Origin of the sequence: Actinokineospora enzanensis DSM 44649 (assembly GCF_000374445.1) — a bacterium.
Taxonomy (GTDB): domain Bacteria; phylum Actinomycetota; class Actinomycetes; order Mycobacteriales; family Pseudonocardiaceae; genus Actinokineospora; species Actinokineospora enzanensis.
The window spans coordinates 46,529-59,967 of sequence record NZ_KB894405.1; the positions used below are offsets into that span (position 1 = coordinate 46,529).

At 72.0% G+C, this 13,439-nt stretch carries 12 protein-coding genes; 6 read left to right on the forward strand and 6 right to left on the reverse strand.

Annotation, left to right across the window (positions count from 1 at the left end):
* Positions 1 to 2 precede the first annotated feature (2 nt).
* Positions 3 to 350, forward strand: a complete 348-nt coding sequence (locus C503_RS0105145) for a DUF3817 domain-containing protein (protein WP_033400249.1) — start codon at positions 3 to 5, stop codon at positions 348 to 350.
* A gap of 21 nt (positions 351 to 371) precedes the next feature.
* Here C503_RS0105145 and C503_RS0105150 read toward each other — a convergent pair whose 3' ends face one another.
* The 5 genes from C503_RS0105150 to C503_RS45690 form a co-directional block, all read right to left on the reverse strand.
* Complete coding sequence (locus C503_RS0105150; protein ID WP_018681118.1) at positions 372 to 1,220, reverse strand: spermidine synthase; 849 nt, start codon at positions 1,218 to 1,220, stop codon at positions 372 to 374.
* Complete coding sequence (gene speD / locus C503_RS47665) at positions 1,217 to 1,618, reverse strand: adenosylmethionine decarboxylase (protein WP_018681119.1); 402 nt, start codon at positions 1,616 to 1,618, stop codon at positions 1,217 to 1,219. The genes C503_RS0105150 and speD overlap by 4 nt, the downstream gene beginning before the upstream one ends.
* Before the next feature lie 24 nt (positions 1,619 to 1,642).
* Positions 1,643 to 2,812: a type III PLP-dependent enzyme gene (locus C503_RS47670; protein WP_018681120.1), complete on the reverse strand. Its 1,170-nt coding sequence runs from the start codon at positions 2,810 to 2,812 to the stop codon at positions 1,643 to 1,645.
* Positions 2,813 to 3,311: 499 nt separating this feature from the next.
* Positions 3,312 to 4,910, reverse strand: coding sequence for a solute symporter family protein (locus C503_RS0105165; RefSeq protein WP_018681121.1), 1,599 nt, complete (start codon positions 4,908 to 4,910; stop codon positions 3,312 to 3,314).
* A complete protein-coding gene (locus tag C503_RS45690) occupies positions 4,907 to 5,314 on the reverse strand; it encodes a DUF485 domain-containing protein (protein ID WP_018681122.1) in 408 nt (135 codons plus the stop codon). The genes C503_RS0105165 and C503_RS45690 overlap by 4 nt, the downstream gene beginning before the upstream one ends.
* An 872-nt stretch (positions 5,315 to 6,186) precedes the next feature.
* Here C503_RS45690 and C503_RS38030 point away from each other — a divergent pair.
* Genes C503_RS38030 through C503_RS0105190 form a run of 4 tightly spaced genes read left to right on the forward strand, consistent with a single transcriptional unit; the run spans position 6,187 to position 11,504 of the window.
* A complete protein-coding gene (locus C503_RS38030) occupies positions 6,187 to 9,873 on the forward strand; it encodes a sensor histidine kinase (protein WP_156892985.1) in 3,687 nt (1,228 codons plus the stop codon).
* 39 nt (positions 9,874 to 9,912) lie between these two features.
* The gene (locus C503_RS0105180) at positions 9,913 to 10,353 is read left to right on the forward strand and encodes a roadblock/LC7 domain-containing protein (RefSeq protein ID WP_018681124.1); all 441 of its coding nucleotides are present in this window, start codon (positions 9,913 to 9,915) and stop codon (positions 10,351 to 10,353) included.
* 7 nt (positions 10,354 to 10,360) lie between these two features.
* Positions 10,361 to 10,921, forward strand: a complete 561-nt coding sequence (locus C503_RS0105185; protein WP_018681125.1) for a DUF742 domain-containing protein — start codon at positions 10,361 to 10,363, stop codon at positions 10,919 to 10,921.
* On the forward strand, positions 10,902 to 11,504 hold the full coding sequence (locus C503_RS0105190) for a GTP-binding protein (protein WP_018681126.1): 603 nt from the start codon (positions 10,902 to 10,904) through the stop codon (positions 11,502 to 11,504). The genes C503_RS0105185 and C503_RS0105190 overlap by 20 nt, the downstream gene beginning before the upstream one ends.
* Positions 11,505 to 11,550: 46 nt before the next feature.
* On the opposite strand, the gene C503_RS0105195 is transcribed toward C503_RS0105190, so the two are convergent.
* Entirely contained in the window at positions 11,551 to 12,177 is a 627-nt protein-coding gene (locus tag C503_RS0105195) for a TetR/AcrR family transcriptional regulator C-terminal domain-containing protein (protein ID WP_018681127.1), read from the reverse strand.
* Positions 12,178 to 12,266: 89 nt separating this feature from the next.
* Here C503_RS0105195 and C503_RS0105200 point away from each other — a divergent pair, with 89 nt between their 5' ends.
* Positions 12,267 to 13,418 carry an acyl-CoA dehydrogenase family protein gene (locus C503_RS0105200; RefSeq protein ID WP_018681128.1) on the forward strand — a complete coding sequence of 384 codons (1,152 nt, stop codon included), beginning with the start codon at positions 12,267 to 12,269 and terminating at the stop codon, positions 13,416 to 13,418.
* The last annotated feature ends 21 nt before the right edge of the window (positions 13,419 to 13,439 follow it).

Consider the following 13,439-nt stretch of genomic DNA (forward strand, 5'->3'; position numbering starts at 1 on the left):
GCATGACCGACGAGGAGAACCCGGCGCAGGCCGTCGGCGCGCCCGGGGTGCGCGGGGCGCTGGCCCGGTACCGGGTGCTCGCCTACGTGGTCGGTGTCGGGTTGTTGGCGTTGGTGACGGCAATGGTCATCAAGTACGGCTATGACAATTCGACACCGGTGGCCATCATCGGGCCCGCGCACGGGTTCCTCTACGCCGTCTACCTGCTGACCGCGTTCGACCTGGCGCTCAAGGCGCGCTGGTCGGTCAAGGGCACGCTGTTGGTTCTGGTCGCGGGGATGATCCCGTTCGTGTCGTTCGTCGTGGAGCGGCGGGTCACGCACCGCGTGCGGGCGGGCCGGAAGCTCTAGCGGCTCCCGACCCGGCCCGGGTCACAGCGACTTGCGAACGGTGTACGGGGGGATCGTGCAGCCGCGCAGCGCGTCCGCGTCGATCGTCTCAGGGCGGTACGGGAGCGTGGCGAGGCGCTCGATCATCCGGGCGGTGGTGTCCGGGACGGACTCGGCGAGTCCGAACAGGAACGCCCACTCGTGCTCGTCGGAGCCGTAGTACACCGTGGTGTCGAAGACCTGGTCGAACCGGCGCCAGGAGCGCAGCAGGGTCTCGTTGCGCCACATGGTCTGGCAGCCCGCCTGGCAGATCACCACGCCACCCTCGGTGAGCACCGAGCGGCAGCGGGTGAGGAACTCCTCCTCGTAGAGGCGGTTGTGCTGGGCGAACTCGGGGCGCTCGTCCGGCAGGTCCACCAGGACGATGTCGTACCGGTCGCCACGCGCCTCGGCCTCGACCAGGAACTGCCAGCCGTCGGTGTAGTGCACGCGGACCGGGCCCTCGTGGGCCACGGCGGCGGCCAGCTCGGACTCGGTGTAGCCGTAGGGCAGGTGCTCGGCGCACAGCTCGACGGCCTGACGGTCGATGTCGACGTGGTCGACCACCGAGGCGCCCGCCGCCACCGAGAGCTGGGAGACGACACCCTCGCTGGAGCCGACCACGAGCACGCGGTCGATGCGCCGGGCCAGCAGCAGGCCAGGCACCAGCAGCGCCTCGTGGTAGGTGAGCTGGCTGAACTCGGTGCTCTGCCGGTCGTCGTCGCAGAACAGGCTCAGGCCCTGGGCGGTCTTGCCGATCACCAGGTGCTGGAAGTCGGTCCGGGTGTCCACCAGGACCTCGGACATCTCCCACGTCCGGGTGAGGCCAGGACCAAGCGGTTCGACGATCATCGGGCGCTCTCCGTGGGAATCGGGTGTCCCCTGTGGACAGTGGTGATCCGGGCGTCCAGCGCGCCCAGCCGGTCCCGCAGCAGGGCGGCGGCCAGCTCGGGGTCGGCGGTCTCGCCGCAGGTGAAGATGTCCACGAACAGCGACCCGATCTCCGGGTAGGTGTGGATGGACGCGTGCGACTCCGACAGCAGCGCCAGCACCGTCACACCCTGCGGCTGGAACTGCTTCGAGATCACGTCGCAGATGGTCGCTCCGGCGTCGCGCAACGAGGATTCCAGCGTCTCGCGCAGGAAGCCCAGGTCGTCGAGCAGCAACGGATCGACCCCGTCGAACTCGGCGAGCACGTGTCGGCCCGCGAAGTTGCCCACGCCCTGATCGGGCGCACGGTCATACGACATCTGTCTAACCTCCTGCGAGGGGAATCAGCCGACGAACACCGTCGGAAGGGGCGGAAAACCATTGAAGGACACCGAGGAATAGCTCGCGGTGTACGCGCCCGCGTCGAGGATGTCGACGTGGTCGCCTGCCCGCAGCGCCATCGGAAGACGATACGGGGTGTTCTGGTAGATCACATCATCGCCGTCGCACGTGGGTCCCGCGATGACCACGGGACCGTCCGGTGTGGCCGGGTGCGCCGTGCGCAGCCGGTAGGCGATGTACTCGTTCTCCGTCTCGGCAAGCCCCGAGTAGCGACCGATGTCGAGATACACCCAACGGTACTCGTCGTCGTCGGACTTGCGCGAGACGAGCACCACCTCCGAGCGGATCATCCCGGCGGTGGCCACGATGGCCCGGCCGGGCTCGACGACCAGCTCGGGGGCCTGGTCGAAGTGTTCGGCCACCGCCGCGCGGATCGCCTCGGCGTGCGCGGTGAGCGGTGGTGCCTGCTGGTCGCGGTAGGAGGCAGGGAAACCGCCGCCCAGGTTCAGCGAGCGGGTCGGCACGCCCACGGTGGCCAGGTCGCGCGCGATCGCGCCCGCCTCGGCGATCCCGGCCACCCAGGCGGCCGGGTCGGTGTGCTGCGAGCCGACGTGGAAGCAGGCGCCGTCCACGGCCAGACCCAGTTCGTGGGCACGGATCAGGAGACGTCGCGCCATCGCGGGCGCGCAACCGAATTTCTTCCCGAACGGTGTGCCGGACTGCGGGGCGTCCACCAGGAACCGGCACCAGACCCGGGACCCGGGCGCGTGTTCGGCCAGGTTCTCCAGGTCGCCCTCGGCGTCGAAGGTGAACCGGCGCACGCCCCGCGCGTGGGCGTAGGCGATGTCGGCGGCCTTCTTGATGGGGTTGCCGTAGGACAAGGACTCCGGCGCCGCGCCCTGCGCCAGGCACAGGTCGATCTCGCCGGTGCTGGCCACGTCGAACGCGGACCCCTCGGCGGCCAGGGCGCGCACGACCTCCGGCGCCGGATTCGCCTTGACCGCGTAGAAGATCGCGGCCTCGGGCAGCGCGGCGCGCATCGCGTGGTAGTTGGTCCGGACCACCGCGAGATCGATCAGCAGGCACGGCGTCGCGGGCGCGCGGTCCGCGAGGAACGCGCGCAGCCGGGGGGACAGGTCCGGCGACGCCACAGAGTCGAGCACGGCGTGCACTGTAATACCGCGACCTGGGCGGGTGGACGGGCTGGCCGTCACCGACTCGATCACAGTGGCCGTACCATCCGGGCGAGGGGACCGGGACCGGGCGGGGTCCCGGGCGACGGGGAGCGACGGCGGTACGCCACTGTGACGCCTGGGAACCGGGTGGGTTACGCGATCGGATCCCTTGGCGGCAGGGCGTTCTCGGTCACACCCGGCCCGTCGCCGTGGTCAGCCGCCGGGCCGGTCGGCGAGTCGTCGGGGACCGCCGCCCGGGGCCGGGCCGGTGGCGTTCCAGCGGATAGCCCGCCGGATCGGTGACCCGGCAACATGGCGCCCCGGCCCGAGCCGGACCGGGGCGCGAAATCGTTGTACGGCTACCGGATGACGGTTCCCGGCGCGTCGGGTGTCCACATCGACACCCGCGCCGTGTTGCGCGCGTCACACCCGGCGGCGCGGTGGGCGGACCCTGGTGTTCCTCGCGGCGTTCGTGGTACCGCGCGGTCCGCCGGGCTCAGCGGCCGATGCCGGTGAGCGCCCGCACCTCCATCTCCTTGGCCAGCGCCGGATCCGCCTTCTCCCGGCTGAGCACCGTGCCCAGCCAGCCGCAGACGAACGACACCGGGATCGACACGATGCCCGGGTTGGACAGCGGGAACAGGTGGAAGTCCACACCGGACACGATGGACGTCGGCGCGCCGGACATCACCGGCGAGAACAGCACCAGCAGCAGGCACGAGCCCAGCCCGCCGTACATGCCCCACAGCGTGCCGCTGGTGTTGAACCGCCTCCAGAACAACGAGTACAGCAGCGTGGACAGGTTCGCCGACGCGGCGAACGCGAACGCCAACGCCACCAGGAACGCCACGTTCTGCCCGTTGGCCATGATCCCGCCGATGATCGCCAGCACGCCCACCACCACCGCGGTGAGCCGGGCGACCCGCACCTCGGAGACGGCGTCGGCGTTGCCCCGGCGCAGGATGTTCGCGTACACGTCGTGCGCGAACGAGGCCGACGCGGTGATCGTCAGCCCGGCCACCACGGCCAGGATGGTGGCGAACGCGACCGCCGCCACCACGCCCATCAGCACGGTGCCGCCGATCTCGAAGGCAAGCAGCGGCGCGGCCGCGTTCTCCTTGCCGGTGGCCGCCTCGATCCGCTCCGAGCCGACCAGCGCCGACGCGCCGTAGCCGATCACCAGGGTGGCCACGTAGAACACGCTCATCGTGCCCACCGCCCAGACCACCGAGCGGCGCGCCTGCCGGGCGTCGGGCACCGTGTAGAAGCGCATCAGCACGTGCGGCAGACCCGCCGCGCCCAGCACCAAGGCCAGCGACAGCGAGATGAAGTCCAGCGTGGTGATCGGCGTCCGGCCGTACTGCACGCCGGGGTCGAGGATCTTCTCCCCCTTGCTGTTGTTGGCCGCCGCCCGGTCCAGTAGGTCGGTCAGGCTGAAGCCGAACTTGCCGAGCAGGAACACGGTCATCAGCACCACGCACAGCAGCAGCACGGCGGCCTTGATGATCTGCACCCAGGTGGTGCCCTTCATCCCGCCGACCAGCACGTAGAAGATCATCACCAGCCCGACGACCGCGATCACCAGCGCCTGCCCGCCCTTGGTGTGCACGTCCAGCAGCAGTGCCACCACCGCGCCCGCGCCCGCCATCTGGGCCAGCATGTAGAACAGCGAGATCACCAGCGTGGAGGTGGCCGCCGCGGCGCGCACCGGGCGCTGCCGCATCCGGAAGGCGAGCACGTCGCCCATGGTGAACCGGCCGGTGTTGCGCACCAGCTCGGCGATCAGCAGCAGGTTCACCAGCCAGGCCACCAGGAAGCCGATGGAGTACAGGAAGCCGTCGTAGCCGTGGATGGCGATGGCGCCCGCGATGCCCAGGAACGAGGCGGCGGACAGGAAGTCGCCGGACAGCGCGATGCCGTTCTGCAGTCCGGTGAAGCCGCCGTCCGCGGCGTAGTAGTCGGCGGTGGAGCTGTTGCGGCTGCTGACCCGGTACACCACGTACAGGGTGATCAGCACGAAGGCGCCGAACACCACGGTGTTGAGCACCGGGTCGCCCACCTGGCCACCCGTCTGCTCGCTCGCGGCGGCGATCACCGGTCCACCCCGGCGTCCGCGCGCAGGGCCGCCACCGCGGGGTCCAGGCGCCTGCGCGCCCAGCGCACGTACAGCGCGGTGATGGCGATGGTGGAGGCGAACTGCAGCAGGCCCAGCGCCAGGCCAACGGTGATCGAGCCGGTCAGCCGGATCGCCATCAGCTCGTGCGCGTACGCGGCGAGCAGCACGTAGCCGAGGTACCAGAGCAGGAACAGTGCGGTCAGCGCGAAGGCGAAGCGGCGGAACCGGGCGCGCAGCCGGGTGAACTCGGGGCCCGCGTGCAGCGCGGCGAAGTCCGGGCCCGCGGGCGGCTCGACGCCCGGCTGCTCGGCGCCGATGCCGCCGAAGGTGGCGGACGCGGGGCGCGGCCGCGGCGCGACCCGGCGCGGGACGACCTCGGTCATGCGGGTTCCTTTCGGATCGGGTGGGGCGTCGGCCGGGCCCGGCGCGGATTCCGGCGGGCATTCACCGAGACTCGCTGTCGAACTCACAGCCGAACTCGCGGTCGAGCGCGGATAGTCGCGCGGAATGGCGTCGCGGATCGACCGGTCCGGCCGGTCGCTCATTCCCGGGAACCGCGTCCGGGTGGTACGGGATTCGCGCCCGGGATTCGACGGGGTCCGGTCGGTGTTTCGCCGGTCGCATTGTCGGACGCGGTCGGCGCACGGGTGGGTACCCGCGCGGGTCACTGTACGATACCGGTTTGGTCGCGTGTCCCCTCGACGCGAACCCTTCACACTTAATGGTGAACCCTGCTTTCGGCGGGTACCTCCGCGGTACCCGCGCGGTCCGCCCCGGACGCTCCGACTGGGATGATCGACTGTGGCCCGACCACGGTATCCGCTGGTGGAAGCTGTCCACGATGGATGATCTCGATCATTGTGCGGGGAATGACCCGTTCGAGCGATCAAGCCGGGAATGTCCATGCGAAGCGTGACCGAATTTCGATCCCGGGCGTCCCGGCGGCCGCCCCGCGGTCGCCGCACTGTCCGCTTCGTCCGTGTCCTGGCTGGTCAGCCGCCTATTCGCGGAGCGGTTTCGTGATCGCCGACCACGGGTACGATCTGTGCTCAAGTTCGCGCCGGGGCCGCGCGTCCGGATAGGACGGCGCGGCCGACGGAAACCCGAGAATCGGTGTGCCCGCATTCCCGCGGGTTCCCGCCGCGGTGGCCCGGTGGAAAGACCGGTCACCCGGTTTCGCCTGGAAGGAGATCGGCGCGGTGACGGTGCGGCAGTTATTCCGAGAACGGCAAGTGTCCGCCGCAGAGGCTCACGCGTGAGGGAGAACGTGTCCCGACTCGACACCGGTGTCATCGACCCCGTCGACCCCGTCGATCCGACGACGACGGGCGCGGGCGGACGGACGCACCGGGTCGCCGCCGGTGGGGAAGCAGGCGGCGGGTCCCGGTTGGCCGCGCTCACCCGCTGGCGGGACTGGAACATCCCGATCAAGCTCGCCGCCGTCATCCTGGTCCCGGTCGCCTTCGCCGTCGTCCTCGGCGTGCTGCGGATCAGCGGCCAGGTGGCCCGCGCCGACTCCTACGAGCGGGTCGACCGCCTGGTCGCGGTGGACGACTGCCTGCGCCGCGAGCTGACCTGGCTGCAGCGCGAGCGCACCAAAGCCGCCGTCCTGCTCACCACCGGCGCCACCGGCGGCACCGACATCGCCGCCGAGCTGGCGGGCGAGCGGCAGAGCGCCGACTACGCGCACGAGGAGCTGATGCGCGCGGTCGGCCGGGCCAGCTTCGACTCCGAGGTGACCAGGGCCCGGTTCCGCGACGTCACCGCCGCCTTCGACGCGCTGGGCGCGCTGCGCCGCCCGGTCGGCGCGGGCTCGGTGGACAGCGGCACCGCGCTCGCCGGGTACACCAAGGTGATCCGCGCGCTGCTGGACTTCGACCGGGCCATCACCGGCGAGGTCGCCGACCCGGCGCTGTCCGGCACCGCCGCCGCCCTGCACGACCTGGAGGCGGCGAAGGAGGAGGTCTACTTCCAGCAGGGCCTGGTCGCGATCGGCATCGCCCGGGGCGGGCTGGACGCGGCCGACCAGGACTCGGTGCGCGCCTCGCAGTCCCGGCTGGACGAGCGGGTCGCCGACTTCCGGGCCATCGCCACCACCGCGCAGGCGGCCCGCTACGACGAGCTGCACGACACCCCCGGCGTGCGCGCCAGGGTCGGGCTGCTGCGGCTGGCGGTCGGCGACGGCGCCCCGCCCGGCGCGCCGCTGCCGATCACCTCGGTGGCCTGGCGGTCCGCGTCCGAGCAGGTCTCCGACCAGATCAGCAAGGTCAGCGAGCTGCTCGGGGACGAGATCACCGCGCGCTCGGCGGCCATGCAGGACGCCGCCGGGAACGCCGCGGGCCTGGCCTCGGTGGTGCTCATCCTGGCGCTGGTGGTGGCCGCCGCGGTCATGATCGTGATCGGCAGGCAGCTGCTGCGGTCGCTCGGCGAGCTGCGCCGCGGCGCGCTGGAGGTCGCGCACACCCGGTTGCCCGCCGCGGTCGCGCGGATCCGGGACAGCCGGGACGTGGACACCGCCGACCCGGTGGTGGAGCCGATCGCGCACCTGCCCGACGACGAGGTCGGCCAGGTGGCCCGCGCGTTCGACGCGGTGCACCGGCAGGCGCTGCGGCTGGCCACCGACCAGGCGGCGCTGCGCGCCAACTACAGCACCGTCTTCGTGAACCTGTCCCGCCGCAGCCAGGGCCTGGTGCAGCGGCAGCTGCAGCTGCTGGAACGGCTGGAGCGGGACGAGGAGGACGCCGACCAGCTGGCCACGCTGTTCCAGCTGGACCACCTCGCCACCCGGATGCGCCGCAACAACGAGAACCTGATGGTGCTCTCCGGCAGCGACCTGGCCCGGCGCGCGCAGCAGCCCACCGCGCTGGGCGACCTGCTGCGCGCGGCCGTGTCCGAGATCGAGCAGTACCAGCGGGTGGTCATCCAGCCGCCGCCCGCCGCGCTGGTGGTCGGCTACGCGGTCGGCGACCTGGTCCGGCTCACCGCGGAGCTGCTGGACAACGCCACCGCGTTCTCCGCACCGGCCACCCAGGTCACCATCGCCAGCTACCACTACTCCGAGAACGGGTCCGTCCGCGTCGAGGTGGTGGACCGCGGCATCGGCATGACCGCCGCGGAACTGGCCGACGCCAACGCCCGGCTCGCCGACACCGGCGCGGTCGACGCGTCCACGGCGCGCCGCATGGGCCTGTTCGTGGTCGGCAGGCTCGCCGCGCGGCTCGGCGTGCAGGTGCGGTTGCGCGCGGGCAGCCAGTCCGGGCTGCGCGCGACCGTGACGATCCCGGCGGACCTGGTCACCGGCAACGTCGTCGACCTGCCGTCGGTGCCGCCCGCGCCCCGGGAGGAGCCGGACGCCCCGAACGCCGACGGGCATCCCGCGCCCGATGGCGGCGGCCGCGGTGACGTCGACGCGGGCGGTGACCTCGCGGGCGGTGACGTCGACGATGGGCCGGACTTCGAGGGCATGTCCCGCGCGACGGGCGCCAACGGGTCCCGGCGCGCCAACGGCACCGGCCGGACCGTCAACGGCAGCAACGGATCCGACGGCGGTGGATCCAACGGCGGTGGATCCAACGGCACCAACGGGTCCGGTGTCCCGCACACCAACGGATCCCATGGCACCAACGGATCCACTGGGACGAACGGGGCTCATGGCGTCAACGGCGCCAACGGGAGCCGCGGCCGGGCGGGCCGCAACGGGACCACCCTGCCGCGTCGGACCGGCCAGGACAACCCGACCTGGATGCCCGGGGGCGACGGCGCCGAACTGCCGGAAACCCCGCCGCGCCCCCGGGATCCCGGCCGCGCCGACGGCGGCGTGCCGCTGCCCCGGCGCTCGCCGCGCCGCTCGCTTGAGGCCGACCCGCCGCCGGACCCCGCCGAGCAGACCCAGCTGTTCGCCCCGGTCGCCGCCGACCCGGGACCGGCGGCCGAGCAGGGCGGCTGGTGGCAGGCCGAGGAGGCCGCGCCCGTCGAACGCCCGCCCGCGCCGGACGCGCTGCGCGAGACGACGCCGATCTTCGACGAGATGGTGTCCGCCTGGTTCCGCGCGGTCACCGACGACCCCAACTCGACCGCCGCCGACGCGCGCCGCGGCCCCGACTGGGACTTCGCCGCAGACCAGGGCTTCCACACCGCCCAGGCGGTCTCGGCCGCCGAGCCTGCCGACTACACGAAGTCCGGGCTGCCGCGCCGCACGCCGCGGCAGCACCTGGTGCCCGGCCGGGTCGAGGACCGCGACCGGCGCGCGGGCGGACCACGTCGGGAACGCCGCGCCGACCGGACCGGGGCCGCGCGCCACGGCCGGGGTGCGGAGGAACTGCGGGTCCGGTTGTCCAGCTACCAGCGCGGTATCCACCGCGCCCGCGGCGCGCACCACGCCGGACCCGCGCACGGCGAGCCCGACGCCGCCGACGGCCAGGACCTGATGGACGGTATGGACGGTGTCGTGCGCACGGACGACATGTTCGGTCCGGACAGTCCGGATGGCCGGGGCAGCACGCACGGTGTGGATAGCGCACCCGGCATCGACAGCGCAGGCAGCACAGACAGCGCAGACCGTGTTGGCGGTGTTGACGGCGTAGACGGTGTTGATGGCGTAGACATCGTGGACAACACCGACACCGCGGACGGTGCCGGTCTGGACCTGACCGGTGCGCGCTGGCGGTTCGCCGCCGACGCGGGCTGGCAGGCCGCCGAGGCGCTCACCCGGACCGGACCGCAACAGTCCGCCGACGGCCTGCCCCGGCGCACCCCGCGCGAACGGCTGCTGCCCGGCAGCGTCGGTGCCGAACCGCCCACCCCCGCCCCGGCCCCGTTCGAACGCGACGCCGAGGCGCTGCGCTCGCGGCTGGGCAGCCTGCAGCGGGGCATCGGCCGCGGCCGCGACAGCGTGGCCCGGCGCCGCGACCACCCCTCCCAGGACAAGGAGCCAGATGCCTGAGTTCCCCCCGAGCACGACCCGGACCAGGAATGGAGCACGATGACACCGACCCAGGCCAAGCCGGGCCAGTTCGGCTGGCTGGTCAACGACTTCGCGGAGCGCGTCTCCGGGGTGGCGCACGCCGTGGTGGTGTCCGCCGACGGCCTGTTGCTCACCTCCTCGGCCCGGCTGCCCACCGACCGCGCCGACCAGCTCGCCGCGGTCGCCTCCGGGCTGGTCAGCCTCACCCAGGGGGCCGCCCGCTGCTTCGAGGCGGGCGCGGTGAAGGAGACCGTGGTGGAGATGGAGCGCGGGATCATGTTGCTGATGGCCATCAGCGACGGGTCGTGTTTAGCGACACTCGCGGCCCCGACCTGCGACATCGGCCAGGTGGCGTACGAGATGACGCTGCTGGTGGACCGGGTGGGCCAGATCCTGACCCCGGAACTGCGCGCGGCCCTGCAGGGGACCGCCGGGAGGATGGTGGGGCAGCCAGCATGAGCGACTCATGAGCCGCGACGCCGAGCCCGAGCGGACGATCGCCGACGTGATGAACGGTCTCAGCCTGGGCGGCGGCCGCGGCCGCCGCAGGCGCCGGGGCGAACCCGGCCAGGACCCGCGCGCGCGGGACCAGGCGGAGACACCGGACTGGCCGCGGGCCGACCAGCCCGGCCCCCCGGACCCGCCCGCCGCGGACCAGGTGGACGTGCTCCCGGTCGAGGTGGCCGACGCCGCCTCGATCGTGCGCCCGTACGCCTGGACCCGCGGCCGTACCCGCTCCAACTTCGAGCTGCGCGTGGAGACGATGGTGTCCACCAGTGACCGCGCCGACGACGCCACCGCGTTCGCCGAGTCCGAACACCGCGCCATCGGCGCGCTCTGCCAGGACCCGCGCTCGGTCGCCGAGGTGGCCACCCTGCTCGGCGTGCCGCTCGGGGTGGCGAAGGTGCTGCTGGGCGATATGGCCCAGCTGGGCCTGGTCGCCGTGCACAAGACCGCCACCGGGGGCGCCAACCGGGCCCACCTCGTGCTGATGGAAAGGGTGTTGTGTGGACTCCGCAGGCTTTGACGAGTCCGCGCCGAGCGGCCTGACCTCGGTGAAGATCGTGGTGGCCGGTGGCTTCGGCGCGGGCAAGACCACCTTCGTCGGCTCCGTCTCGGAGATCATGCCGCTGACCACCGAGGCGGTCATGACCAGCGCCAGCGCGGGCATCGACGACACGGCGGCCACCCCGCACAAGTCGACGACCACGGTGGCGATGGACTTCGGCCGGGTGTCCCTGGACTCCGACCTGGTGCTGTACCTGTTCGGGACGCCCGGACAGCAACGGTTCTGGTTCATGTGGGACGACCTGGTGCGTGGGGCCATCGGTGCCGTGGTCCTCGCCGACACCCGGCGGCTTGCCGACTCGTTCTCGCCCATCGACTTCTTCGAGGAGCGGAACCTGCCCTATGTGATCGGGCTGAACTGCTTCGACGGGGTGTTGGGGCATGGGATCGAGCAGGTTCGGGACGCGTTGGCGATCGGGCGGGATGTGCCGATCGTGCCCTGCGACGCCCGGGACCGGCAGTCGGTGAAGTCGACGTTGATCACCATGGTGGAGTACTCGATGCGGCAGTGGGTGGCGCTGCATGGGGCAGGCGTGGGGTGATCACCCTGGCCGGGGACCGGTTCCGGTCCCCGGCCAGGCTTCGCGCCTAGGCGCTGATCCCGGCGTGCAACGCCACCAGTCCCCGTAGGAACGCGTCCAGCGCCAGCTCGAAACTCTCCGCGTCGATCTCATCCGCGTGCTCGCGCAACCGATGCGCCTGGCTCAGGTGCGGATACCGATCCGCGTAAACCCGTGCATCGTCCTCGAACCCCCGCGAGAACGAGTGCATGGCCGCCCCCAACACCAGATACTTGGCCGAGGCGCCGATCATGGTCGCCTGGCGGGGCGGCCAACCGGCCGCGACCAGTGCCCCGTGCACGGTATCCGCCCGCTCCAACGCCCCTGGGCGGTCGGCGGGCCCGGAAGCGAACACCGGCACCAGGTTGGGATGGACGGCCAACGCCCCCCGATAGGACCGGGCCCAGGTCCGCACCCCGTCGACCCACCCCGAACCGAACCCGGACACGTCCACCCCGGCCATGATCTCCTCGGCCAGATCCCCCAACAGCTCGTCCTTCGTCTGGTAGTGCGAATACAGCGAGGGCGCCCGCACCCCGAGCTCGGCGGCCAACGCGCGCATGGACAACCCGGGCAGCCCGGCCGAGTCGATCATCGTCAGGGCGGCGGCGCGGATGCGGGGTCGGTCGAGCAGCGGGACGCGCGGGCGTGGCACGGATCACTTCCTCATGGCGGTTGCCGGGGGGTGGACCGGCTCCTATCCTCGGCGTAAACCTAACACTGTTCGGTAAAGGGGTGCCCCGGATGGATCTCGCGCTCAGCGACGAGCAGCAGGCTCTGTGGGATCTGGCCAGGGGCTTCATCGACCGCGAGGTCGTCCCCAACGCCGCCGAGTGGGACCGGCGGGAGCAGGTCGACCGGGCGATCGTCGGCAAGTTGGGCGCGGTCGGGTTTCTCGGCATGACCATCCCCGAGCAGTACGGCGGCTCCGGCGGCGACCATCTCGCGTACTGCCTGATGATGGAGGAGCTCGGGCGCGGTGACTCCGCCATCCGGGGCATCGTGTCCGTCTCGCTCGGGCTGGTCGGCAAGTCCATCGCCGGTTACGGGACCGAGGAACAGAAACAGCACTGGCTGCCCGGGATCAGCTCCGGCGAGTCCCTCGCCTGTTTCGGTCTCACCGAGCCGGACACCGGTTCCGACGCGGCGAACCTGGCCACCAAGGCCGTCCGCGACGGCGACGACTACGTGATCACCGGCCGGAAGATGTTCATCACCAACGGCACCTGGGCCGATCTCGCGCTCGTGTTCGCCCGCACCGGCGGTCCCGGACCGAAGGGGATCAGCGCGTTTCTCGTCCCCACCGACACCCCCGGGTTCCAGCACCGGGAGATCAAGGGGAAGCTCGGGCTGCGCGGCCAGTCGACCGGCGAGCTGGTCCTGGACGACGTGCGGGTGCCCGAGGACGCGCGGCTGGGGGACGAGGGGCAGGGGTTCACGGTCGCCATGTCCGCGCTCGACAAGGGGCGGATGTCGGTGGCGGCGGGCTGCGTCGGGCTGGCCAGGGGCGCGCTGGAGGCGAGCGTGAAGTACGCCAAGGAACGCCACCAGTTCGGCAAGCCGATCGCGAGCTACCAGCTGGTGCAGGAGATGTTGGCCGACATGGCGGTGAACACCGAGGCCGCGCGCATGCTCGTCTGGCGGACCGCCGACCTGGTCGAGCGCGGGCTGCCGTTCGGGACGGCCGCGTCGATGGCCAAGCTCTACGCGAGCGAGAACGCGGTCAGTGCGGCGAACCTGGCGATCCAGGTGTTCGGCGGGTACGGCTACCTCGACGAGTACCCGGTGGCCAAGTTCCTGCGCGACGCCCGGGTGATGACCCTCTACGAGGGCACCAGCCAGGTCCAGAAGCTCCTCATCGGCCGCGCCCTCACCGGTGTCTCCGCGTTCGTCTGACACGCTGCACGCGGGGACAGC